The sequence below is a fragment of the Cupriavidus sp. C3SS-1 genome (assembly GCF_057073755.1).
In genome coordinates this window covers 1,264,493-1,288,482 of the sequence record NZ_CP172699.1, presented here as the reverse complement: position 1 = coordinate 1,288,482, position 23,990 = coordinate 1,264,493, and the positions used below count along the sequence as shown (strand labels likewise).

Genomic DNA, 23,990 nt, shown 5'->3' with positions numbered 1-23,990 from the left:
GCAAAAGAGGCACCTTCGGGTGCCTCTTTTGTTTCGGCTTGTACGGGTAGAGCAGCGCCGCGCTAGACCGACAGGCCGCTGCCAAGCAGCAATTGCTCGTAGATATAGCACTGCAGCAGCGTCATCTCGCGTTCGGCGAGCACATCGAATGCAATGCCGAACGCCGGATAGTCGGTGTCCCCGTGACTCTCCGCCACGACCAGGGCATCGGCAAGGATCTCGCTGTCGATCGACGTGGTGCGCAAGCGAAAGCGCAACTGGACCCGGCTGCCGACCGCCGGCGCCGGCCCGGCTGCGTGGACCAGCGCGCCGCCGGTACTGAGATCCGACACGATCACCAGGCGCGCGGCGCCGTTCGCCAGATCGCCGGCGGCATCGTGGCCACCATCCTGCGACTGCGTCATGTAGGCCGCCAGCCGGGTCGGCACGCGGGCGGCCTTGCGCACCGGCATCTGGTCGAGCTGCGCCGGCGCTGACAGCACCAGGTAGCGAAACGGACTGCGGCACACCGCCGTGATGGTCGACGTAAAGCTATGGATGACACGCCCCGAGAAGCCGCGCAGCAGCAGCGTGTCGCCGGCCTGCACCATCAGGTCCCGCCCGCCCAGCTGTGGCCACGTCACGAACAAGCCTTGCTCGACGAAGCCGATCAGCCGGCTGGCCGCCGCGCGGCTGTTGTCCTCCGGCAGCTTGACGTGCAGCAGCGTCCCGACCTGCAGGCCCAGCGGCCCTGGCGGCGGCAGGTCGGCTGGCGGATGCTCGCCCGAGTCGGCATCCTGGCGGCATAGCTGGCCGTGGCGGAACACCAGTGCCAGGTCGCGCGAATCGGGGATCACATTGCCGATGCCCAGCACCAGATTGCCTTCGCCGTCCAGCAGCGACCAGGGCAACGGCGCCCCCACGGGGAGATCGTTGGGAGAGAGATGGATCATGATGGTTCCGGCATGGTATGCGGGCAAGGACTGGTCAATATGGTGTGCAGTTCACTGCTGGGCAGCATTCGCCATCTGATTCATATCGACGGATATCGGCAAACTTTGAGCGGCTTTTTTCAAGCCTTGACGCGCGTGCGGCCGAACGGCAAAATTCGCCAAAATCTGTCTGACAGCCTGACATCTCAATACCATGGTGGACGTCCTTCCACGCCCGGCCTCGCTGGCCAACCGGATCGCCCAGTCACTGCGCGAAGACATTGCCGCCGGCCGCTTCCTGGCCGGTGCACGGCTGCCGGCAGAATCCGCTCTCGCGGGCACGTTCGGCGTCAGCCGGCCGATCGTGCGCGAGGCCATCGCCCTGCTCAAGGCGGACGGCATTCTGGTGACGCGCAAGGGCGCCGGCGCCTACGTGTCCGAGACGCCGGGCGGGCAGGCGTGGCGTGTCGCGAGCGCGCCGGACGGCGGCCCCAGCCTGCCGCAGCTGTTCGAACTGCGCATGGTAGTGGAAACCGCCTGCGCCGAAATGGCGGCGGCGCGCCGCACCGACGCCGACCTGCGGCAGATCCGCGAGGCGCTCGCCGCCATGCAGGATCACGCGGAGGATTTCGCTGCCGCGGCCGCCGCCGATATCGCCTTCCACCACGCCATCGCCCAGGCCGCGCACAACCCCTGCTTTACCGGGCTGACCGACTTCGTCAGCCAGCAGATGCTGGCCGCGCGCCAGCGCGCCTGGGAAAACACGGCCCGGCTGCGGGCCGACAGCGGCACGGCGCGCGCCGCCGATGCCGAACATGCCGCCCTGGTGGAAGCGGTCGCCAGCGGCAGCCCGCCCGCGGCGCGGGAAGCCGCGCTTCATCACCTGAGTGCCGCCGCGCAGCGGCTGGGCCTGCCGCTGGCCTGATCGAGGCCGGGCGGCAACCGGATACAGCATCAACCAGAATCGAGGAGAGAACATGGAGAACGTGGATTGCGTGGTGATCGGCGCGGGTGTCGTCGGACTGGCCGTGGCCAGGGCACTGGCGGTGAGCGGACGCGAAGTCATCATCCTTGAGGCCGAGAACGCCTTTGGCACCATCACGAGCGCGCGCAACAGCGAGGTCATCCATGCCGGCATCTATTACCCGGCGGGCTCGCTCAAGGCCGGGCTATGCGTGCGCGGCAAGGAAATGCTGTACGAATACTGTGCCTCCCACCATGTCGAGCACCAGCGCTGCGGCAAGCTGATCGTGGCGACCAGCGAGGCACAGGTGGCCACGCTCGAAGGCATCCGCGCCAAGGCCGCGGCCAATGGCGTGCATGATCTGCGCTTCCTGACGCGCGCCGAAGCGCAGGCGCTGGAGCCGCAGCTGCAATGCCACGCCGCGCTGCTCTCGCCATCCACCGGCATCATCGACAGCCACGGGCTGATGACGGCGATGCTCGGCGACGCCGAAAACGCCGGCGCGATGCTGGCGGTGCAGTCACCCGTATTGCGCGGCGCGATCACGCCCGCGGGCATCGAACTGGAAGTCGGGAACGAGGACGGCGGCAGCACCACGCTGCTGGCCCGGACAGTCGTCAACGCCGCCGGCCTGACCGCGCCCGAACTGGCCCGCCGTATCGATGGCATGCCCGAGGCCCATATCCCGCCGCAGTACTACGCCAAGGGCTGCTATTTCACGCTGGCGGGACGCGCGCCGTTCTCGCGGCTGATCTATCCGGTGCCCGAAGCGGCCGGGCTCGGCGTGCACCTGACGCTCGACATGGGCGGCCAGGCGCGCTTCGGCCCCAATGTGCGCTGGATCGACGATATCGAATACAGCGTCGACCCCGCCGATGCCGAGAGCTTCTACGACGAAGTCCGCCGCTACTGGCCCGGACTGGCCGACGATGCGCTGCAGCCGGGTTATGCCGGCATCCGCCCCAAGATCAGCGGCCCGCATGAAACTGCCGCGGATTTCCGCATCGACGGCCCCGCCACGCACGGCGTGCCGGGACTGGTTCACCTGTTCGGCATCGAGTCGCCGGGGCTGACCTCGTCGCTGGCCATCGCCGAGCGCGTGGCCGCCGGACTGGCCTGAGCCGAGCCCGGCACGGCCGGGTTGCGGAAGCTCATCAGCGCGCAGACCGCGCCCGCTGCCGCGGCGGCCGCCGCCAGGCCGAAGGTGTGCGCGGGTGCCAACACCTTCCACGTCCAGCCCATCACCAGGCCGCCGAGCGTGCCACCGACGCCGTAGGAAATCCCCGTGTACAGCGCCTGCCCCCGCCCCTGCAGCGGCCCCGCGAACCAATGCTGCAGGCGCTTGAGGCTGGCGCTATGGTGCGCGGCGAAGGTGGCTGCGTGCAGCACCTGCACTGCGGCCATCAACCACAGGACTTCAGGGAAGTAGCCGGTCAGGCCGAATCGCACCGCGGCCAGCACGAACGTACCGGCCAGGATCGTCGCCAGCGGCACACGCGCGAACAGCCGGCCCTGGAAGTAGAAGAACACGATCTCCGCGACCACGCCGATGGTCCACATCACGCCGATCGCGAACTTGCTGTAGCCCAGCCGCTCCAGGTAGAGCGAATAGAACACGTACAGCGCCGCGTGCGCGAACATCATCAGGAAAGCGGAAGCGAAGAACCAGGCTACGTCCGGCCGGCGCAACAGCGGCAACGCGGGCGGCGGACGCACGCGCGGGCCTTCGTCGGGCGCATCGCGCATGCCGAACACCATCGCCATCAGGATCGCCAGCATGGCGCTGGCCACCCATGGAAAGGCCTGCATGCCGAGCTGCTGGAACAGCGCGCCGCCCGCCAGCACGGCGGCAATGAAGCCGACCGAACCGAACATGCGGATGCGGCCGTAGCGGTGGTCGAAGGCGCCGTAGCGGCGCAGCGTGGAAATGGTCAGGGCATCGCCAAGCGGCGACATCGCGCTGGTGATGAGGCTGATGGCGACCATCATCGCCATCATGCCGCCGTAGCTCTCCACGGCCGGCAGCATCAGGAATGCCGCGAGCGCGCCGACCGCCGTCACCCGCAGGATGCGCACGCGCGTGTGCATCGTGTCCGAGAGCCAGCCCCACAGGTAGGGGCCGAGGATGCGGCTGAACTGGAACGACGCCATCAGCACGCCGATCTGCACGGCCGTGAAGCCGCGCGCCGCGAAGAACAGGCTCACGAACGGCGAGATCACGCCGACGTAGCCGTAGTACCCGAGGTAGAAGAGACCGAAGCGGCCGTAGTCAGGCCGCGCCGGAACGGCGGTGACGGTCTCGGTCGTAGCGCCCAACTCAGTCAGGCTGACCGGGGGCCTGCGCGGCAATGCGCGGCGTATCCACCTTGACGTCGCCGCACTGGGCACGGTGGCGCAGCGCGTGGTCGACCAGCACCAGCGCCAGCAGCGCCTCGGCGATCGGCGTGGCGCGGATGCCCACGCACGGATCGTGGCGGCCGAAGGTCTCGACGGTCGCCGCATTGCCCGACTTGTCGATGGACTCGCGCGGCGTGCGGATGCTGGAAGTCGGCTTGATCGCCAGCGACACGGTGATGTCCTGGCCCGTGGAAATACCGCCCAGGATGCCGCCAGCGTTATTGCTGCGGAAGCCTTGCGCGGTAAGTTCGTCGCCATGCTCGCTACCGCGCTGCGACACGCTGTTGAAACCGGCGCCGATTTCCACGCCCTTGACCGCGTTGAGACCCATCATGGCATGCGCGATATCGGCGTCGAGCCGGTCGAACAGCGGCTCGCCCAGGCCAACAGGCACATTGCTGGCGACCACTTCGATGCGCGCGCCGACCGAATCGCCGTCGCGGCGCAGCGCGTCCATGTAGGTTTCCAGTTCCGGCACGATATCGGCATTCGCGGCGAAGAACGGGTTCTCCGGCACCTGCGACCAGTCGCTGAACGGCACCTCGATCTCGCCGAGTTGCGACATATAGCCCCGGATCTCCGTGCCGAAATGCTCGCGCAGCCATTTCTTTGCCACGGCGCCCGCGGCCACCACCGGCGCGGTGAGGCGCGCCGACGAACGGCCGCCGCCGCGATAGTCGCGGATGCCGTACTTCTGCCAGTAGGTGTAGTCGGCATGCCCGGGACGGAAGGTCTCGACGATATTGCCGTAGTCCTTGCTGCGCTGGTCGGTGTTGCGGATCAGCAGGCAGATCGGCGTGCCGGTGGTCTTGCCTTCGAACACGCCCGAAAGGATTTCGACCTGGTCCGGTTCCTTGCGCTGGGTGACATGGCGCGACGTGCCAGGCTTGCGGCGATCGAGATCGGCCTGGATATCGGCTTCAGTCAGCGCCATGCCCGGCGGGCAGCCGTCCACCACCGCGCCGATGGCCGGCCCGTGCGATTCGCCGAAGGTAGTAACTGTGAAGAGCAGGCCAAGGGTATTGCCGGACATGATGGAAACCGCACAGGAATTGGGGACGGCCTACATTGTAAGGCCAATGCCCGCCCTTCTGCGCCCGGCCTGGCGCTCAGCGGCGCGGCAGTTCGCCCTGCCGCGCGGCTTCCGGATCGAAATCCGGATAGAACTCCTCGCGCATGCGCGCCACGTAGGCCACCAGGTTGGCATGTCCTTCGGCGGCGGTGCGGATCGGCGTGTCGAACAGCGGGCACAGCAGGCTGCCGGCGAAGGCGAACAGGGTGGCATCGGCGCCGCACGGCCGATCGCCCATCAGGTACGGACGGTCGCCAAGAATGTCGGCAATCGACGTCACGCCCTTGCCGGCCAGGGCGACCAGCTCGGCTTCGCTATGCCGCCCCACGCCCTGGTTCCAAAGCGTGCGGCGCACCTTGTGGCGCACCAGGCGCTCGGCCAGGCCACGTACCGGTGCCGGCACGGCGCGGAAGAACTGCGCCGGGCCACGCTCGAAGTTGGCTTCGTCAAGCCAGCGTACGCGCGCCACGGCCCAGTACAGGTTGTCTTCCATAAGCTTTTCCGCCGCCCAGGCGATGCCGCAATCCGCAGGCGTCAGGCCGGCATCGAAGTCGATGTGGTAGGTCTTCTCGATATGCCAGCGGATCAGCGTGGAGTCCGCGACAATGCGGCCCATGTCGTCCAGGTACGGCAGCTTGCCCTTGGGCGCGCGCCGCAGGCTGCCGCGCCGGGTCTGGTAAGGCAGGCCGGCCAGCTTGAGCAGCATTTCGGCCTTGGTGACGAAGGGGCTGGCGTCGGGCAGGCCGAAAGCGGGACCAAAGGTGTAGAGCGTGAGCATGGCAGTACGCGAGCGCGGGCTAGCGCCATTCGCCGCGCAGGGCAGTGACCATCTGCTGCAGGCCTTCCGGCGTGGCCTGGTCCGGCGGCACCGGTTCGCCCACGACCAACTCCAGCCGGCTCAGGACGCCGCGCCGGAACGGTCGCGTCATGGCCGACCCGCCCTTGCGCGAGAAAAAGCTGCCCCACAGCCCGCGCAACGCCATCGGCACCACTGTCACCGGCGTGCGCTGGATGATCTGCTGCACGCCCTGCTTGAACGCGTTGATCTCGCCAGTAGCCGTGATCTTGCCCTCCGGGAAGATGCAGACCAGATCGCCGTCCCGCAACGCAATGGCCACGTCGTCATAAGCCTTCGCCAGCAGCGCGGGGTCTTCATGCGCGGGCGCGATCGGAATGGCGCGGGCCTGGCGGAAGAACCACGACATCAGCGGCACCTTGAAGATGCGATGGTCCATGACGAAGCGCACCGGGCGCGGGCTGGCGGCCATCAGGACCACGGCGTCGGCAAAGCTGACGTGGTTGCAGACCAGCACGGCCGGGCCATCGGCGGGAATCCGCTCGGCGTTCACGCGCCGCAGCCGGTAGACCGTGTGCACCAGGATCCAGGCAACGAAGCGCAGCAGGAATTCCGGCACCAGCGAGTAGATGTAGATCGCCACCAGCGCATTGAGCAGCCCCACCACCAGGAACAGCTCGGGAATGCTGAAGCCCGCCTGCGCCATTGCCACGCCCAGCAGCGAAGCGCCGATCATGAAGAAGCTGTTCAGGATGTTGTTGGCGGCAATGATGCGCGCGCGATGCGTGGGCGCACTGCGGCTCTGGATCAGCGCGTACAGCGGCACGCTGTAGAAGCCGCCGAACATCGCCAGCAGCAGCAGGTCAACCAGCACACGCCAGTGGCCCGGCCCGGCGAGGAAGCCGCCAACTCCGGTCAGCGTGCCGCTCGCCTGCCCGTGGCTGGCGAAGTACAGGTCCACCGCGAACACCGTCATGCCGATCGAGCCGAACGGCACCAGGCCGATCTCGACATGCCGGCCCGACAAGCGTTCGCACAGCAGCGAGCCGATGCCGATACCCACTGAGAACACCGCCAGCAATAGCGTCACCACGTTCTGGTCGCCGCCCAGCACGTCCTTGGCAAAGCTGAAGAACGAGGTCAGGAAGGTTGCGCCCAGGAACCACAACCACGAGATGCCCAGCAGGCTCAGGAAAACCGTGCGGTTCTCGCGCGCGAGCATCAGGTTGCGCCAGGTCTCCGTGAACGGGTTCCAGTTGATGCGCAGGTCGGGCTGCGGCGCAGGTGACACCGGCACGCCGCGCGACACCACGCGGCCAGCCACGGCAAGGCCGACGCAGGCCGCGCCGACATAGAGCGGCCCGATCAGCTTGCCGCCCTGCTCCAGCCCGGCCAGTTCGCCTCCGAGCAGCGTGCCAAGCAGGATCGCGACAAAGGTCCCCATCTCGACCAGCCCGTTGCCGCCGACCAGTTCGGATTCTTCGAGGTGCTGCGGCAGGTAGGCGAACTTGACCGGCCCGAACAGCGTGGAATGCAGGCCCATCAGGAACGTGCCCGTGTAGAGCAGCGTGGCGTTGTGCCAGGCGAATCCGGCGCAGCCGAGCGCCATGATGGCGATCTCGAGCGACTTCACTAGCCGGATCAGGCGCGATTTTTCGATCTTGTCGGCGATCTGCCCGCTGGTCGCGGAAAACAGCACGAACGGCGCGATGAAGATCGCCGAGATCAGGAATGCGGCGCTGCGGGCGTCCACGCCCTCGAACAGCGCCGTGTGATAGGTCACCAGCGAGGTGAAGGCGACCTTGAAGACGTTGTCATTCATCGCCCCCAGGAACTGGGTCCAGAAGAACGGGGCGAAACGGCGCGCGCCGAGCAGTCGAAACTGGCTGTTTTGGCTCATGTTGGCAGGCTTGGGGCCCGGATGGGTTGGCCCCGGGATTCTGCCGGGGCGGCGTTCCGGCCGCCATCATGCCATCACGATGGCCGGACTGCACCTGGCCGGGACACTCCCGGCCCGGCGTTGCTCAGTCTGCGCGTTCCTGCTCTTCGGGCCAGTCGCGGATATAGGCCTTGAGCATCTTGTTTTCGAAGCTCTGGTCTTCCACCACCGCCTTGGCCACGTCGTAGAACGAAATCACGCCCATCAGCGTGCGGTTGTCGAGGATCGGCAGGTAGCGGGTGTGACGCTCCAGCATCATGCGGCGCACCTCGTTGACGTCGGTCTCCATGGTGCAGGTGAGCGGCGCATCGTCCATTACCTTGCGGATGCTGGTGTTGCCCACGCTGCCGCCATTCCTGGCCAGCGTCTCGATGATCTCGCGGAAGGTCAGCATGCCGACCAGGTCGCCATACTCCATGACCACGAGCGAGCCGATGTCGTGCTCGGCCATGGTGTGGACGGCTACCAGCAAGGCGGTGTCAGGCGTCACGGTGTAGAGCGTATTGCCCTTGATCTGGAGGATGTCGCTGACTTTCATGGTTGTCTCCGCTACCGGGTGCCTGCGGCATGGCGCCCTGCCGGAACCGGGGGGGCCGAATGCCTTTTTATCTGTTCATGGGATGTCCGGGCAGGGGTTGCCCGTGCGCCGATGCTAGCCCAGATCGCCCGGATAAGTAAAGCACAGGCCGGTTTCCGGGCGGATGACCCCATCGCCGCACGGGCGATGCTACGATGCAGCCCGGAGACAACTCTCGCCCGAATCCTCATGTCCGGTACCCGCTTCGACACGCTGGCGCTGCACGCCGGCGCCGCGCCCGACCCCGCCACCGGGGCCCGCGCCACGCCCATCCACCTGACCACCTCGTTCGTGTTCAAGGACAGCGAGCATGCGGCTTCGCTGTTCAATATGGAACGCGCCGGCCACGTGTACTCGCGCATTTCCAACCCTACCGTGGCGGTGCTGGAAGAGCGCATCGCCGCGCTGGAGAACGGCGCGGGCGCCGTCGCCACCGCCTCGGGCCAGGCCGCGCTGCACCTGGCCGTGGCCACGCTGATGGGTGCCGGATCGCATATCGTTGCTTCCACCGCGCTGTACGGCGGCTCGCACAACCTGCTGCACTACACGCTGCGCCGCTTCGGCATCGAGACCACGTTCGTCAAGGCGCGCGATATCGACGCGTGGCGCGCCGCCATCCGCCCGAATACGCGCCTGCTGTTCGGCGAGTCGCTGGGCAACCCCGGCCTCGACGTGCTCGACATCCCGACCCTGGCGCAGCTCGGCCAGGACAACGGCATTCCGCTGCTGGTCGATTCCACCTTCACCACGCCCTACCTGCTGCGCCCGTTCGATCTTGGCGCAGGCCTGCTCTACCATTCGGCCACCAAGTTCCTGGGCGGTCACGGCACCACCATCGGCGGCGTGCTGGTGGAAGGCGGCACCTTCGATTTCGAGGCCTCCGGACGTTTCCCCGAGCTGTCGGAGCCGTATGAAGGCTTCCACAACATGGTCTTCACCGAGGAAAGCACGGTCGCCCCGTTCCTGCTGCGCGCGCGCCGCGAAGGCCTGCGCGACTTCGGCGCCTGCATGAATCCGATGGCCGCATGGCAATTGCTGCAGGGCGTGGAAACGCTGCCGCTGCGCATGGCGCGCCATGTCGAGAACACGCGGCGCGTGGTGCAGTTCCTGGCCTCGAACCCGATGGTCGAGTCCGTTGCCTACCCGGAGCTGGAGTCGCACCCCGACTACGAACTGGCCAAGCGCCTGCTGCCGCGCGGCTGCGGCGCCGTGTTCAGCTTCAACCTGAAGGGCAATCGCGAAGCCGGCAAGCGCTTTATCGAAAGCCTGTCGCTGTTCTCGCACCTGGCCAACGTCGGCGATGCGCGCTCGCTGGTGATCCACCCTGCCTCGACCACGCACTTCCGCATGGACGCGACGGCGCTGCAGTCGGCCGGCATCACCGAAGGCACGATCCGCCTGTCGATCGGCCTGGAAGACGCCGACGACCTGATCGAAGACCTCAAGCGCGGCCTGAAGTCGGCCGAAAAGGCCATGAGCGGCAAGGGAGGGCAAGCCTGATGGAACTGAAGATCGCAGGCCAGCCGGCCTACGCCTATACCGGCGGCAAGCCATTCGACCCCGCCCTGCCCTGCGCCGTGTTCGTGCATGGCGCGCAGAACGACCACAGCGTCTGGGGACTGCAGACGCGCTGGTTCGCCAACCACGGTTTTTCCGTGCTGGCGGTGGACCTGCCCGGCCACAACCGCAGCAAGGGCGCACCGCTGGCCACGGTCGAAGAGATGGCCGATTGGGTCATGTCGCTGGTGGCCGCTGCCGGCGTGACGGCGCCCGTACTGGTGTTCGGCCACAGCATGGGTTCGCTGATCGCGCTCGAATGCGCGGCGCGCCACGCGCAATCCGTGCGCGGCATTGCCATGCTGGCAACGGCTTATCCGATGAAGGTATCGGACGCGCTGCTCGACGCCGCGCTCAACCGCGAAGGCCAGGCCATCGCCATGGTCAATGCGTGGTCGCACTCGAGCCTGGCCAACAAGCCGTCATCCCCCGGGCCTGGCGCGTGGATGCAGGGCGGCAGCCAGCGGCTGATGGAACGCGTCGCGCGCAACAACCCGTCGGTCCATGTCTTCCATAACGACTTCACCGCCTGCAACACCTACGCGCATGGCAACGAAGCCGCGGCGGCACTGTCCTGCCCGGCGCTCTTCATCACGGGCAGCAAGGACATGATGACCTCGCCCAAGGCCGCACAGGCACTGGCCGCGAAAATGGCCCATGCCAGCATGGTTTCGGTACCGTGCGGCCACGCCATGATGGGCGAACGGCCGGACGAAGTCCTCGATGCACTGTCGGGCTTTGCGCGCAAGGTGGCCGCGGCTCGCTGAAGCACAGGCGGACGGCCTCCGTGGCGCCGTCCGCCCCTTTCCTGAAGCGTGACTTGTCTGAGAAAACGCTGGCACTGCGCCTCCCGATAGAAGTGATGCGATCGGGCGTGTCACACGGTGCCGGCCGTTGTGCAAGGCTTGCCGATCCGCCCGCTAATACTGTATATTTATACAGTATTAGCCGCATCCCGCAAGGCTGGCTACTGAAGTCAAGCCCATGGCGGCGCCTGCGCTTTCTCTCTCCACCTCGAAAGGTAATCATGTTCGTGGACCGCACCGAAATCATCAACGCCGCCAAGGCACTGCGCGCCAGCCAGGAAGAATCCAGGTACGGCAAGCTCGTCGCACTCGCGAACAAGCAACTCAAGGCAATGCAAACGGCTATCCAGAAGGGGAAGGAAGAATTCGAGACCAGCCTGGTCCTTGACATCAACGAGGACAATCCGCAAGCAGCGCTGGAAGCCCGCGCGCAACGGCTGGCCGACGACCTCAGGGCGCAGGGCTACACCGCAACGGTGACCACGTTTGCCGAGGCCAGCACCGACCGCAAGAACTGGACGCCGAATATCACGGTCGCCATCGGTCTGGGCGACATCGCTTCCGAAATCGACGGCGAGACTACCGAAAGCACGGTAACCGACGGGACGCAGGCCGCGCTGGCTGGCGAAGCTGTCAGCGAAATGGCCTGACGGCAGGCGGGCAATCCGAGATATGGCACGGCATCCACGGGGCTTCGCGGCTTCAGTGAGTGTTCGACGTTTGAGTTGAGATTCTCAAGTATTCTGGGAGCTCACAGCGACACAGGCTTGCCAGAACAACATTCGGAGACAGCCATGGCCCGGGCCCACGCGCGCGAATTCGAAAGTTTCGCGGCTTTCTATCCCTACTACCTGGGCGAACACCGCGACCGCACCTGCCGGCGGCTGCATTTCGCCGGCTCGACCGTAGCACTGCTTTGCCTGCTGATGATCGTCATCACCGGCAATGCATGGTGGCTGCTGGGTGCGGTGGTGTCAGGCTATGCGTTTGCCTGGGTCGGGCACTTCGGCTTCGAGAAGAACCGGCCCGCCACCTTTCGCCATCCGCTCTACAGCCTGATGGGTGACTGGGTCATGTACGCGGATATCGTGCGCGGGCGGATTCCGTTCTGAACAGCGGGCTGGCCTATCCATGCCGCCCGGGCGGCACCATCTCCAGCGCCGGCCTCGACGGTTCAGCTGTCTCTGCCGCCGTCGGATCGGCAGCACCCTGCTCCCTGAACACAACCTCCAGCGGCTGATCGAGCTGAGGATTAATCAGGATCGATTTCAGCGATTCCGCTCCTTGCAGTTGCTGCGCCAGCGCCGTGCGCGGCAAGCGCGGCAGGTTGAGCACCAGCCGGTCATACAGCGTGCGCAGCGTCACCTGCGACGGGTCGCACAGCAGCGCCCAGTGCGCCTGCCCGCGATCCTGCTGCAGCTTGCCGATCAGGTGCATGGCCTTGAGCTTGCCTAGCAGCACGGCAAGGTAGTCGGCTTCGACACGAAGCTTGCGCCCCAGGTCCAGCTCCCCGACGCTGCGCGGCACCTCGTCGCGCGCCTTGTACAGCAGCAGCAGCACGCCCAATGCATCGAAGAACTCGCTGCCTGCAAATGTGCGCCGGCGCCAGTGCCCTTGCCGCACGACCGGCAGGTTGGCCGCGATGGTGGCGCCCAGCAGCGTCACGAGCCAGCTCAGGTAGATCCACAGCAGGAAGATCGGCAGCGCCGCGAAGGTCCCATAGACCGCCGTGTAGGTCGGGATATGCGTGATGAAATACCCGAAGCCGCGCTTGGCGAATTCGAATGCGATGGCCGCCACAAGACCCGCGGCAATCGCGTCGCGCCATTCGACATACGCGTTCGGCACTGCGGTATAGAGAAACGCGAACGCCAGGGCCGACAGCGCGACCGGCGTCGCGCTCACGAGCAGCCCGAGCCCAATCGGCATATTGCCGACATAGCCCGCCGAGACCGAGATCAGGTAGGAACTGATCGACAGGCTGGCACCGATCAGCACCGGACCGAAGGTCAGCACGGCCCAGAACACCAGCACGCGTTGCGCCAGCGGCCGGCGCTGCTTGACGCGCCAGATCCCGTTGAGGGCGTCCTCCACGGTCAGCATGGTCAGCACCGACGTCAGCATCAGCCCGCCCAGGCCCATTGCCGTCAGGCCGCGCGCGCTCTTGGAAAACTGGCCGAGGTAGCGCGAGATCGATTCGCTGACGTTGCCCGGAATCAGGTTCTGGAACAGGAAGGCCTCGATGTCCGCGCGGAACTCCCGGAACACCGGGAACGCTGCCAGCAGCGCGAATGCCACCGTCAGCACCGGCACGACCGACAGGAAGGTGGTGAAGGTCAGGCTGGCGGCAACCTGGGGCAGGCGGCCCTCTCCCGCGCGGCGCAACGCATAGCGCGAGAGCGCGCGCAGTTTCTGCAGATTCCATTCCCTGCGCAGGCGGGCAAGGCGGGTTCCATACATGCTGCGGGGGACTCCTGTGATGGGATGTGGCGATCGGTCGGGGGCCGCTGAGGTGGCGGGGGCACAACTATAATACGCGGATTGTTCCGGCCCCATTGCCGGGCCCGACTGTTCCGGACCTCATGCCGCCCATCGCCGGCACGGGCCGCCATCTCGCCTCATGACCGACATCCTCGTCCTGTATTACAGCCGCCACGGCGGCACCCGCAAGCTGGCCGAACTGATTGCCACCGGCATCGACCGCGTCCCCGGCGCCCAGGCGCGCCTGCGCACGGTGCCGCCGGTCTCCACGGTATGCGAGGCCACCGCGCCCGATATCCCGGCCGACGGCCCGCCCTATGCCGAACTGCGCGACCTGGAGGAATGCGCCGGCCTGGCGCTGGGCAGCCCCACGCGCTTCGGCAATATGGCCGCGCCGATGAAGTACTTCCTCGACGGCACGGTAGCGCAGTGGCTGTCGGGCGCGCTTACCGGCAAGCCGGCGTGCGTGTTCACCGCCACCGGCAGCCTGCATGGCGGACAGGAAACGACGCTGCTGTCGATGATGCTGCCGCTGCTCCACCACGGCATGCTGATCATGGGCCTGCCCTATTCCGAGAAGGCGCTGATGACGACCACGGCCGGCGGCACGCCCTACGGCCCGAGCCACCACGCGCACGGCGACAACCGCGGCCCGGTCACCGACGAAGAAGCCGTCCTGGCCATCGCCATGGGCAAGCGGCTGGCAGAAGCCGCGTTGCGCCTGGCGGGAGACCGCGCATGAGCGCCGCGCCGGCCGACAGCAACAACAGCGACAGCGCCTTGCACAACACCACGCTATACCGCCTGAGCGTGGGCAGCCTGATCGCCCTGATGGTGCTTTGCATCGCGTGGGAATGGTTCCTGGCACCGCTGCGTCCCGGCGGGTCATGGCTCATCATCAAGTTCCTGCCGCTGCTGCTGCCGCTGCGCGGCGTGCTGACGCGCAACCGCTACACCCTTCAGTGGTCGTCGATGCTGATCCTGCTGTTCTTCACCGAAGGCATCGTGCGGGCCACCAGCGACCGCGCGCCGTCTTCGACGCTGGCCTGGGTCGAGGTGGCCCTGAGCCTGCTGTATTTCGTCAGCACCATCCTTTATCTGCGCCCGTACAAGCGCCGCGCCAGGGCGGCGAAGACCGCCTCACCCGGCAAGTAGCCGCACTCCAGGACCCGACATGCCCGCTTCGCACCACGACTCCTTCCTTGATCTCTGCCGCGCGGCACTCGGTCCCCAGCATGTGCTGACCGACGCTGCCGACAAGGCGCCCTACCTGACGGACTGGCGCAAGCGCTACACCGGCGAGGCCATCGCCGTGCTGCGCCCGGGCAATACCGAGGAAGTGGCGGCCGCCGTCCATGCCTGCCATGCGCACCAGATCGCCGTGGTGCCGCAGGGCGGCAATACCGGCCTGTGCGGCGGCGCAACACCGGCCACTTCGGATTGCGTGGTGATTTCGCTGCAGCGGCTGAACCGCGTGCGGCAAGTCGACCCGCTCAACAACACCATCACCGTCGACGCCGGCGTGGTGCTGCAACACCTGCAGGACGTGGCGCACGAACACGGCCGGCTGTTTCCGCTAAGCCTGGCGGCCGAAGGCAGCTGCACCATCGGCGGAAACCTGTCGACGAATGCGGGCGGCACTGCGGTGCTGCGCTATGGCAATACGCGCGAGCTATGCCTGGGGCTCGAAGTGGTGACGCCCAAGGGGGAGATCTGGCACGGCCTGCGCGGACTGCGCAAGGACAACACCGGCTACGACCTGCGCGACCTGTTCATCGGCGCGGAAGGCACGCTCGGCATCATCACGGCCGCGGTCATGAAGCTGTTCCCGCTGCCGCGCGCCAGCGTCACCGCGCTGGCGGCGGTGGCGAGCCCGCGCGCGGCGCTCGCACTGCTGGCCATCGCGCAGTCGCATGCAGGGGCCATGTTGACCGGCTTCGAACTGATGTCGGCATTGAGCATGCAGCTCGTCGCCACGCATTTCCCGCAGCTGCGCTATCCGTTTGCGGAGGTGCATCCGCAACTCGTGCTGATGGAACTGTCGGACAGTGAAGGTGAAGACCATGCGCGCGCCATCTTCGAAAAGCTGATGCAGGTTGCCTTCGACGCCGGCGTCGTCATCGACGCCGCAGTGGCGGAATCCGTGCAGCAGTCGAGCGATTTCTGGAACCTGCGCGAGCACATTCCGCTGGCACAGGTCGAGGAAGGCAAGAACATCAAGCACGACATTGCGGTGCCCGTGTCGCGCGTGGCGGATTTCATCGAGACCACCGACGCGCTGCTGCAGGTGTCGTTCCCCGGTGCGCGCATGGTGACGTTCGGCCATCTCGGCGACGGCAACCTGCACTACAACGTGTCGCCGCCGGCCGGCGTGGACCATGACGCGTTCCTGGTCAACCAGGACGCCGTCAACCGCGTCGTCCATGACAGCGTGCATTCGCATGGCGGCTCGATCTCCGCCGAGCATGGCCTGGGCCAGCTCAAGCGCGACGAGAACCGACTCTACAAGAGCGAGGTGGAACTGGCCATGATGCGCGCGATCAAGCAGGCCCTGGACCCGCAGGGCCTGATGAACCCCGCCAAGGTCATCTGAGCGCGTCCACCTCCGCGCGCACATACGCCGCCACGGCTTCCAGCATCTGGTCGAGGTGTCCGCGCAGCGCCGCAAACCCCGCGTTGCGCGCAAAGCGGTCCTCGTCCAGATAGAGCGCGCGGTTCACCTCGACCTGCAGGCTGTGCCGCCCGCGCGCCGGGTCGGAGTAGGCACGGATGAGTTCAGCACCCTTGTAAGGCCAGTTGACCGACACCGTGTAGCCCAGTTGGCGCAGGCTGCCCGCCACGACCTCGATGAACGCCGCCGAGCAGGTCTCGCCATCGCGGTTGCTGACCACAAAGTCGGGCCGCATGTTGCCGTTGTCGATATTCATCGCATTGCCGCGCGACTTCATCGAATGGCAGTCGATATGCCAGACCGCGCCGAAGCGCGCGTACTGCGCGTCGATCAGGCGCGCCATGGCAGCGTGGTAAGGATCGTAGTACCGCTGCAGCAGTTGTTCGGCGAAACTCGCCGGCAGCTTGCACGCATAGACCGGCACGCCCGGCAAAGCCAGCCGCCGCAGCACGCCCATGCCGCGCCGCGCCTTGTCGCTCGGCCGCAGCGGATACGGCAACAGCCCTTCCAGCAGATCCGGATCCAAATCGTCCCGTGCACGGTTGGCATCGACCAGCCAGCGCGGAAAACGCGCGTGCAGCAGCGTGCCGCCCACCCGGGGCGCATGGCCGAACAGTTCGTCGACATAGGCGTCCCAGCCGCTCAGCAACTCTTCTGGCGTGGCCGATATCGGCAGGATTTCGTCGTGATGGAGGCCACTGTGGGGAGAATCCACCACCAAAGGCAAGGCAACGGCGTCAGGTTCGATGAGGGTGTAAGGATCGGACATGGAACAGGCGGGCGGAAACGAAATTGGGGGCGCGGTGCGCGTCGGGTCAGAACTTGTGCTGGATGCCGATGCCGTAGGTGATCACGGTATCGCCCGATTTGCGGCTGTTGCCGTCCTCGTAGTCGAAAAAGACATAGGGCAGCGTGCGCTTGCTGAGCCGGTAGCCATAACCGGCCTGTGCCTTGCGCAGCTTGCCGCTGGTGCTGTTCTGGACGTCGCGCTCCATGTAGTTGACGGTCAGGCTGTGCGGTCCGTAGGGGACGGTCAGCCCCGTCAGCCAGTAGCGCACGTCGGTGCGGGTACTGGCCGTGCCGACGTAGCGGTCACGCCCGTACACGCCGTAGACGTTGACGACCTTGAAGTCATAGGCGGCGGTGGCCTGTACCTTGTCGCGGAAGTCGTTCGCGACCAGTCCGCCCGACTTGGCATCGCGCGAATAGCCGAGGCCTGCCGAGAAATTGCCCGAGGCATAGTTCAGTCCGGTGTCGTACTGCCGGAAGTCATCCTCCGCCTTCACCGGCGAATTGACATTGGGCGTGGCAGGGTCCGGCCCGGCCAGGTTGACCCGGGCGCGCAGCGAGAAGCCGCCGAAGTCCGGCGTCACGTAGCCCAGCGCGTTCGACACGCGGTTGCGCGCGTTCAGCACCTTGGTGCCGATGGCCGTGGCGCCGGCATCGTGGATGACGAAATCCACGTTCTGCGTGATCTGCGAGTAGATCGGCGAGCCGACCGGGGTGGCCGAGTCCAGCCGGCCCAGCGCAAAGGCACCGAAGACGCCGCTCAGACCCACAAAGGCATTGCGGAACTGCGGATTGGTGGCAACGCCGTTGTCGGCCTGGAAGCCCTGCTCCAGGCCGAAATCCGCACGCAGCGAACCCCCGAGATCCTCGTTGCCGCGCATGCCCCAGCGCGAGGCGTTGTCCACCATTTGCCCGGCGTTGCCGCGCGGACCACGCTGGTACTCGATGTCCGTGTCGAGGCGGCCATAGAGCGTCAAGGTGGCCTGCGCGCCGGCCGACGCCGCCAGCAGCGCGCCGCCGATACACGCTCGCCCGATAAGACTGAATGACTTCATGCTGTTCTCCTTCTCCTCTGCGAAACAACCCGCCGCCATGCGCCCGCGCGAAAAAAGTGCGAGCGCCGCCCTCCGCGCCGTGGACCGGAGCGGATGCCATGCGGCTATCCCGTGGTAAAGCGCCGCCCCTGGCGGCGCGCGATCAGGCCGCCGTCATCTGGCCTGTTTCATTGAGGTGGCACGCCGACAGGCGGCCGCCACCGATATCGCGCAACAGCGGCACCTCGGCCGCGCAACGCGCGCTCGCATGCGGGCAGCGCGGATGGAACGCGCAGCCGGATGGCGGCGCCAGCGGACTCGGCAGTTCGCCCTGGATCGGCTGGTGGCTCGCGGAACTGCCGTCGAGCCGCGGCGCATCGGCCAGCAACGCACGCGTGTAGGGATGGCCGGGCTCGGCGAAGATCGCGCGCGCATCGCCCATCTCGACCACGCGGCCCAGGTACATGATGACCACGCGGTCCGACATATGCTCCACCACCGCAAGGTTGTGGCTGATGAAGACGTAGGTCAGGTCCTGTTGCCGGCGCAGGTCCATGAACAGGTTGATGACCTGCGCCTGCACCGAGACGTCCAGCGCGGACACCGCCTCGTCGCAGACCACCAGGCGCGGCTGCAGCGCCAGGGCCCGTGCGATGGCCACGCGCTGGCGCTGGCCGCCGGAGAATTCATGCGGATAGCGTTCGGCATAGGAGGCATCAAGACCGACCATCGCGAGCATCTCGCGCGCGAACTCCGCAACCTGCGCGCGCCCGATCAGACCGTGATGCTGCGCGCCTTCCGTAATCGCCTGCCCGATGCGCAGGCGCGGATTGAGCGACGCATACGGGTTCTGGAACACCATCTGCACCGCAAGGTGATACGACGCGGCGGCTGTATCGGCACGTTCGCCTTCCCACAGCACGTCGCCGCTACTGGGGGCAAGCAGGCCAGCCAGCATGCGGCCCAGCGTGGATTTGCCGCAGCCGGATTCGCCCACCACGCCCAGCACTTCGCCTTTGCGGACTTGCAGCGAAACATCATTGACGGCATGCACCGCCTGACGCGTGCGCGGTTTGCGGGCCATGCGATCAAGCAGGCCCGGCTTCGGGGCGAATTGCTTCTGCAGATGGCGTGCTTCGAGCAGGACAGTCATGCCGCCTCCAGTGGGTGAATGCAACGCAGCAACCGGCCGCGCACGGAAACTTCAAGTGGCGCCTGCGCGCAACGGTCGCTGGCTCGCGCGCAGCGCGGCGCGAACGCGCAGCCCGGCGGCAAGGCCGACAACGCCGGCGCCGCACCGGGGATCGCCCGCAAGGTGCGCCCGCGCGTGTCATGCGCGGGCAGCGAATCGAGCAGCCCGCGCGTATAGGGATGCATCGGCTGGCGGATGACGTCCGCCACCGGCCCCTGCTCGACCACGCGGCCGGCGTACATCACGCAGACGCGGTCGACCAGGTCCTTGACCACAGCCAGGTCATGGCTGATCCAGATCACGGCCGCGCCGGTCTCGCGCACGAGCTGCTTCATCTCGAACAGGATCTGCGCCTGGATGGTCACGTCGAGCGCGGTGGTGGGCTCGTCGGCGATGATCAGGTCGGGCTGGTTGACCAGCGCATTGGCAATGGCCACGCGCTGGCGCATGCCGCCCGACAGTTCATGCGGATAGGCCTGCATGCGCTCCCGCGGCGCGGGAATGCCAACCTTCTTCAGCGCATCGACAGCGCGGTCATGCGCTTCCGTGTGCGAGCAGCGATGATGCACGCGCACCGTCTCGATCAGCTGCGCGCCAATCCGCATGACGGGGTTGAGCGACATCATCGGGTCCTGGAACACCATCGCGATGCGGTCGCCACGCAGTGCCTGCCACTGGCGCGGCGTACACGTGCGCAGGTCCTGTCCCTTGAAGCGGACTTCCCCATCGGTCACGCGGCCCGGCGGGTCGAGCAGGTTCATCAGCGAGAACGCCGTCACCGACTTGCCCGATCCGGACTCGCCCACGATGCCGAGGATCTCGCCCGCATCGAGCGAGAAGGAAACATTGTCGACGGCGGTGACCGCGCCGTGCTCCAGTGCGAAGCGCGTCGTCAGGCCATTTACTTCCAGCATTGCCATGGTTCTCTCCTCAGCCCTCGTTGCGCGGGTTGAGCACGCGGCGCAGCCGGTCGCCCACCAGGTTGATGGCGCCGATCAGCAGCACCAGGGCCACGCCCGGGAAGACGCTGATCCAGTATTTGTTCGACAGCATGTACTCGAAGCCATTGGCAATCAGCATGCCCAGCGACGGTTGCGTGCGCGGCAGGCCGATGCCGAGGAAGCTCATGGTGGCCTCCAGCGTGATGGCGTGCGCGATCTGCAGCGTGGCGGTGACCACCAGCGGCGCCATGCAGTTGGGCAGGATGTGCCGGAACATCACGCGCCACGCGGGCAGGCCCTGGCCCAGCGCGGCCTCGACATAGTCCTTGCGCCGCTCCACCTGCGCCGACCCGCGCACCGTGCGCGCGAAGTAGGCCCACTGCACGATCACCAGCGCCATCAGCGTCTTGTCCACGCCCTGCCCCAGCACCGCGAGCAGGATCAGCGCGACAAGGATCGCCGGCAAGCTCAGCTGCAGGTCGACGATGCGCATGATCACCGCGTCGACCGCGCCGCCGCAGTAGGCGGCGACCAGCCCGATGGCGGCGCCGACCAGCAACGCCACCACGGCGCTGATCACGCCGACGGCGACGCTGATGCGGATGCCGTAGAAGATGGCGCTGACGAGGTCGCGTCCGGCGCCATCGGTGCCGAGCCAGTAGTGCATCTGGCCCTCATAGCCAACCGCGCCGGGCGGCAGTTCGGAATCGATCACGGACACCGAGGCCAGGTCGTAGGGATCCTGCGGGCTGATCACGCCCGCGAATACGGCGACCAGCATGAGCACGAGCAAGAGCGCCAGCGCTGCCGCCGCCACGCGATTGCGCGCGAAACGTGCGAGGAAGGACGGACGTCGCGGCCGGCTCGGCGGCGCCGTGCCCTCCGGGGGCGCTGATGCCAGCGGTGCAGCCGTCGCGCGCGGTTCAGTAACGGGAAGGGACATCGGGAAACTTGGCGAAAGTCAGGTTCAGGATGAAAGACGGAAAAGTTCAGGCCGCCTTGTGTCGCAGGCGCGGATCGAGCACCACGTACAGCAGGTCGACGATCAGGTTGAGCACCACGAACAGCACCAGCGTGACCAGCAGGTAGGCCACCACGACTGGGCGGTCCAGCGCGAGCACCGAGTCGATGATGAGCTTGCCCATGCCGGGCCACGAGAACACGGATTCCGTCACCACCGAAAACGCGATGAGGTGGCCGAATTCAAGACCCACCACGGTCACGATCGGAATCAGCACATTGGGCACCACGTGGCGCAGCACCAGCCGCGCGCCGCCCACGCCCTTGGCGCGCGCGAACTTGATGTACTCCTGCCCGGCCACCTCGCGCGTGCCGGCCTCGGTCAGGCGCGCCACCAGCGAGATCTTGAACAGCGACAGCGTCAGCGCCGGCAGCAGCAGGAAGCGTATGCCCTCCCAGCTCGTCACGGACAGCGGCATGCCCAGCACCGTGCTGACCGGCCCGCGGCCGCCCGAGGGCAGCCAGCCCAGGTTCACAGAGAACACCAGGATGCCGATCATGCCGATCCAGAACGTCGGCATGATCACGCCGCCGAGCGAACACGCCATCAGCAGCCGCGACAGGCGGCTATTGGGCTTGAGCCCCGCGAAGATCCCCATCGGGATGCCGATCGCCAGCGACAAGAGCAACGCGGTCATCGCCAGTTCCAGCGTCGCCGGCACGCGGCTCACGATCAGCTCGATCGCGGGCCGGTTGTAGATGAAGGAGTCGCCGAGATCGCCGCGCAGCGCGCCCTGGATGAAATGCAGGTATTGCTGCTGGACCGGCTGGTCCAGTCCGAGCGAATGGCGCGCTTCGGCAATCTCCTGCTCGGTCGCGGTCGGGCTCACCAGCAGGTGCACCGGATCGCCGATCAGGTTGACGGCGCAGAAAGTCAGGACCGACATGATCCACAGCACCACAATGCTCTGCAGCAGCCGTTTGAGTAGGGTTTCCAGCATGGAGGCTTCCGGAATGGGAATAGCCGACGCGCGTCAGGGGCGTGCGGCCGGTCGAATATTGGTGGCGTAGGTAAAACCGTCGCTGCGCGGCTTCACCCGCAGCCCGTTGCGGTAGGCCCACGTGGCGCGCAGGTGGTGCAGCGGCACCACGCCGACGTCTTCGGCCAGGGCTATGGCAGCCTGGCGCTGCACTTGTTCGCGCGCCGGCGGATCCATGGTGCGCATGGCCTCGTCGACCAGGGCATCGATCTTGCGATTGGCATAGCCGCTGCGATTGTTGGCGCCCAGTCCAGCCTTCTTGTCCTGCGAATGCGCGGCGGCCACAAGCGGTTCGAGCGAATCGCCGCTGACCGCGCCGATGCCGAGCATGAACGCGCTGAACTCCGGCTTGCCGCCCTCCCCGCCCGAGGTGGCGCGCGTGATGTACACCGAATAGGGCAGCGTGCGCACCTCGGTCCGGATGCCCGCGCGGGTCAGCATCTGGCCGATGGCCTCGCAGGTCTTGGCATCGTTCAGGTAGCGGTCATTGGGGCAATGCAAGGTCAGGCGGAAGCCCGACGGATAGCCGGCTTGCGCCAGCAGCCGGCGCGCCTGCGCCGCGTCCCCCTGCGGCGGGGCCACGGCACGCGCAAAGCCGAAGAAGCCTGGCGGCACAAGCTGGCCGGCGGGCACGGAATCGCCCTTGGTGACGCGCCCGGCAATCAGGTCGCGGTCGATCGCCACGCTGATGGCCTCGCGCACTTTCACGTCGCGCAACGGATTGATGGCCAGCGGGCGGCCTTCGTTGTCGCTCACGTACGGCGACACCTGCCGCGCCTGGTCGAGCTGCAGGTAGTTCAGCATGTACGACGTGGCCGATACCGTGCGGATGCGCCCTTCGGTGCGGGCGAAGGCATCGGCGATGTTCGCCGATGAGGCGTCGATCACGTCCACCAGCCCCGACAGCAGCGCCGACGCGCGCGCGGGTTCCTTGGCGATGAACTGGAACACCACGTGGTCCCACGGCTCCGGTGCGCCCCAGTATGTCGTGTTGCGTGCAAAGGTCAGTTGCTGGCCGTGCTCCCACGAGATGAAGCGGTACGGCCCGGTACCGATGGCCGCGCGGCCCGCGGCAAAGTCCGCCTCCTTGACCTTGTCGCCGAGCGAGCGCGGCAGCATGGCCACCAGTCCCACGTTCTGCGGCAGCACCGGGTTCGGCGTGCGCGTCACCACGCGCAAAGTCAGCGGCCCGGTCACCTGCACCTCGGCAATCGATTTCAGGTAGGTACGGAAGGTCCGTGCGCCGGCAAGGTGGCGCGCGCGCTCGATCGAGTACCGGGCGTCTTCTGCCGTGAACGGCTCGCCATCGCTGAAGCGCACGCCGGCGCGCAACTGGAATTCCCACGTGCGGGGGTCGACCTGGCGCCAGCCGGTAGCGAGTTGCGCCACGGGGCGCAGGTCACTGTCGAGGCCGACCAGCGTCTCGTAGACGTGTCCCCAGAGATTGCGCCCCGCGGCGTCGAGCACATGCGGGTCGGCCGCGCTGATTTCAGCCTTGTAGCCGACGCGCAGGTCCGCCGCGCGCGCAGCGCCGGTGCCGGCCAGTGCCAGCACGGTGCCAAGAATGAGCGCGGCCGCCGGATGGCGGCGGCGTCTTGCAAAGGTCGTCGTTTTCGTTGGCTGAAACATTGTTTCGTTCAGTGATACTGTGTATCGAAGAATAAGACAAAGCCGCGTTACGGGTAAGCAGGGTTTACCCGCCATCCCGCATTGCGAAGGAACAAGAAGCGACGTCCGCGTTGTCACGGCGGAGGTCGGCCACAAGGCGTGACGGCACGCCTGCGGCGATCCGTTGCCGGCTCGGAAGGGAAATTTCGGGGGGACGCGGGGAAAGAAGTTGCCGCGGACGCGGCAACCAGGTGG

At 66.9% G+C, this 23,990-nt stretch carries 23 protein-coding genes; 9 read left to right on the top strand and 14 right to left on the bottom strand.

Annotation, left to right across the window (positions count from 1 at the left end):
* Window positions 1-62 precede the first annotated feature (62 nt).
* Complete coding sequence (locus ACIGJC_RS06015) at window positions 63-932, bottom strand: flagellar brake protein (protein WP_483711107.1); 870 nt, start codon at window positions 930-932, stop codon at window positions 63-65.
* A gap of 196 nt (window positions 933-1,128) precedes the next feature.
* On the opposite strand from ACIGJC_RS06015, the gene ACIGJC_RS06010 reads away from it, so the two are divergent.
* Window positions 1,129-1,836 carry a FadR/GntR family transcriptional regulator gene (locus ACIGJC_RS06010; protein ID WP_483711472.1) on the top strand — a complete coding sequence of 236 codons (708 nt, stop codon included), beginning with the start codon at window positions 1,129-1,131 and terminating at the stop codon, window positions 1,834-1,836.
* A 52-nt stretch (window positions 1,837-1,888) separates the two neighbouring features.
* The gene (locus ACIGJC_RS06005; RefSeq protein ID WP_483711106.1) at window positions 1,889-2,995 is read left to right on the top strand and encodes an NAD(P)/FAD-dependent oxidoreductase; all 1,107 of its coding nucleotides are present in this window, start codon (window positions 1,889-1,891) and stop codon (window positions 2,993-2,995) included.
* Here the strand turns inward: ACIGJC_RS06005 and ACIGJC_RS06000 are convergent.
* From ACIGJC_RS06000 to ACIGJC_RS05980, 5 genes are all read right to left on the bottom strand, one after another.
* Window positions 2,917-4,191, bottom strand: coding sequence for an MFS transporter (locus ACIGJC_RS06000; RefSeq protein ID WP_483711471.1), 1,275 nt, complete (start codon window positions 4,189-4,191; stop codon window positions 2,917-2,919). The genes ACIGJC_RS06005 and ACIGJC_RS06000 overlap by 79 nt on opposite strands.
* 1 nt (window position 4,192) lies before the next feature.
* A complete protein-coding gene (gene aroC, locus ACIGJC_RS05995; protein WP_483711105.1) occupies window positions 4,193-5,305 on the bottom strand; it encodes a chorismate synthase in 1,113 nt (370 codons plus the stop codon).
* 76 nt (window positions 5,306-5,381) lie between these two features.
* The gene (locus tag ACIGJC_RS05990) at window positions 5,382-6,122 is read right to left on the bottom strand and encodes a glutathione S-transferase C-terminal domain-containing protein (RefSeq protein WP_483711104.1); all 741 of its coding nucleotides are present in this window, start codon (window positions 6,120-6,122) and stop codon (window positions 5,382-5,384) included.
* A gap of 19 nt (window positions 6,123-6,141) precedes the next feature.
* Window positions 6,142-8,040, bottom strand: coding sequence for an MFS transporter (locus ACIGJC_RS05985; protein WP_483711103.1), 1,899 nt, complete (start codon window positions 8,038-8,040; stop codon window positions 6,142-6,144).
* Window positions 8,041-8,164: 124 nt separating this feature from the next.
* Window positions 8,165-8,617: a CBS domain-containing protein gene (locus ACIGJC_RS05980; RefSeq protein WP_483711102.1), complete on the bottom strand. Its 453-nt coding sequence runs from the start codon at window positions 8,615-8,617 to the stop codon at window positions 8,165-8,167.
* Window positions 8,618-8,845: 228 nt separating this feature from the next.
* Between ACIGJC_RS05980 and ACIGJC_RS05975 the strand changes: the two genes are divergently transcribed.
* The 4 genes from ACIGJC_RS05975 (at window position 8,846) to ACIGJC_RS05960 (ending at window position 12,131) form a co-directional block, all read left to right on the top strand.
* Window positions 8,846-10,156: an O-acetylhomoserine aminocarboxypropyltransferase gene (locus ACIGJC_RS05975; protein ID WP_483711101.1), complete on the top strand. Its 1,311-nt coding sequence runs from the start codon at window positions 8,846-8,848 to the stop codon at window positions 10,154-10,156.
* Entirely contained in the window at window positions 10,156-10,980 is an 825-nt protein-coding gene (locus tag ACIGJC_RS05970; protein WP_483711100.1) for an alpha/beta fold hydrolase, read from the top strand. The genes ACIGJC_RS05975 and ACIGJC_RS05970 overlap by 1 nt, the downstream gene beginning before the upstream one ends.
* Before the next feature lie 260 nt (window positions 10,981-11,240).
* Window positions 11,241-11,669: a hypothetical protein gene (locus tag ACIGJC_RS05965; RefSeq protein WP_483711099.1), complete on the top strand. Its 429-nt coding sequence runs from the start codon at window positions 11,241-11,243 to the stop codon at window positions 11,667-11,669.
* Between the two features lie 144 nt (window positions 11,670-11,813).
* Complete coding sequence (locus ACIGJC_RS05960) at window positions 11,814-12,131, top strand: Mpo1-like protein (protein WP_483711098.1); 318 nt, start codon at window positions 11,814-11,816, stop codon at window positions 12,129-12,131.
* A 13-nt stretch (window positions 12,132-12,144) separates the two neighbouring features.
* On the opposite strand, the gene ACIGJC_RS05955 is transcribed toward ACIGJC_RS05960, so the two are convergent.
* Window positions 12,145-13,479, bottom strand: a complete 1,335-nt coding sequence (locus ACIGJC_RS05955) for a YihY family inner membrane protein (RefSeq protein ID WP_483711097.1) — start codon at window positions 13,477-13,479, stop codon at window positions 12,145-12,147.
* 160 nt (window positions 13,480-13,639) lie between these two features.
* On the opposite strand from ACIGJC_RS05955, the gene wrbA reads away from it, so the two are divergent.
* The 3 genes from wrbA to ACIGJC_RS05940 are packed head-to-tail and all read left to right on the top strand — an operon-like array spanning window position 13,640 to window position 16,093.
* Window positions 13,640-14,242 carry an NAD(P)H:quinone oxidoreductase gene (gene wrbA, locus ACIGJC_RS05950; RefSeq protein ID WP_483711096.1) on the top strand — a complete coding sequence of 201 codons (603 nt, stop codon included), beginning with the start codon at window positions 13,640-13,642 and terminating at the stop codon, window positions 14,240-14,242.
* A complete protein-coding gene (locus ACIGJC_RS05945; protein ID WP_483711095.1) occupies window positions 14,239-14,655 on the top strand; it encodes a DUF2069 domain-containing protein in 417 nt (138 codons plus the stop codon). The genes wrbA and ACIGJC_RS05945 overlap by 4 nt, the downstream gene beginning before the upstream one ends.
* Before the next feature lie 19 nt (window positions 14,656-14,674).
* Complete coding sequence (locus ACIGJC_RS05940; RefSeq protein WP_483711094.1) at window positions 14,675-16,093, top strand: FAD-binding oxidoreductase; 1,419 nt, start codon at window positions 14,675-14,677, stop codon at window positions 16,091-16,093.
* On the opposite strand, the gene ACIGJC_RS05935 is transcribed toward ACIGJC_RS05940, so the two are convergent.
* The 7 genes from ACIGJC_RS05935 to ACIGJC_RS05905 form a co-directional block, all read right to left on the bottom strand.
* Entirely contained in the window at window positions 16,086-16,940 is an 855-nt protein-coding gene (locus ACIGJC_RS05935; protein WP_483711093.1) for an N-formylglutamate amidohydrolase, read from the bottom strand. The two genes, ACIGJC_RS05940 and ACIGJC_RS05935, sit on opposite strands and share 8 nt — an antisense overlap.
* A 46-nt stretch (window positions 16,941-16,986) precedes the next feature.
* On the bottom strand, window positions 16,987-18,015 hold the full coding sequence (locus ACIGJC_RS05930) for a porin (RefSeq protein WP_483711092.1): 1,029 nt from the start codon (window positions 18,013-18,015) through the stop codon (window positions 16,987-16,989).
* Between the two features lie 142 nt (window positions 18,016-18,157).
* Window positions 18,158-19,147 carry an ABC transporter ATP-binding protein gene (locus ACIGJC_RS05925; RefSeq protein ID WP_483711091.1) on the bottom strand — a complete coding sequence of 330 codons (990 nt, stop codon included), beginning with the start codon at window positions 19,145-19,147 and terminating at the stop codon, window positions 18,158-18,160.
* Window positions 19,144-20,106: an ABC transporter ATP-binding protein gene (locus tag ACIGJC_RS05920; RefSeq protein WP_483711090.1), complete on the bottom strand. Its 963-nt coding sequence runs from the start codon at window positions 20,104-20,106 to the stop codon at window positions 19,144-19,146. Before ACIGJC_RS05920 ends, ACIGJC_RS05925 begins: the two co-directional genes overlap by 4 nt.
* A 10-nt stretch (window positions 20,107-20,116) precedes the next feature.
* The gene (locus ACIGJC_RS05915; protein ID WP_483711089.1) at window positions 20,117-21,070 is read right to left on the bottom strand and encodes an ABC transporter permease; all 954 of its coding nucleotides are present in this window, start codon (window positions 21,068-21,070) and stop codon (window positions 20,117-20,119) included.
* 46 nt (window positions 21,071-21,116) lie between these two features.
* Entirely contained in the window at window positions 21,117-22,088 is a 972-nt protein-coding gene (locus tag ACIGJC_RS05910; RefSeq protein ID WP_483711088.1) for an ABC transporter permease, read from the bottom strand.
* Window positions 22,089-22,121: 33 nt separating this feature from the next.
* The gene (locus tag ACIGJC_RS05905) at window positions 22,122-23,756 is read right to left on the bottom strand and encodes an ABC transporter substrate-binding protein (protein ID WP_483711087.1); all 1,635 of its coding nucleotides are present in this window, start codon (window positions 23,754-23,756) and stop codon (window positions 22,122-22,124) included.
* Between the last annotated feature and the right edge of the window lie 234 nt (window positions 23,757-23,990).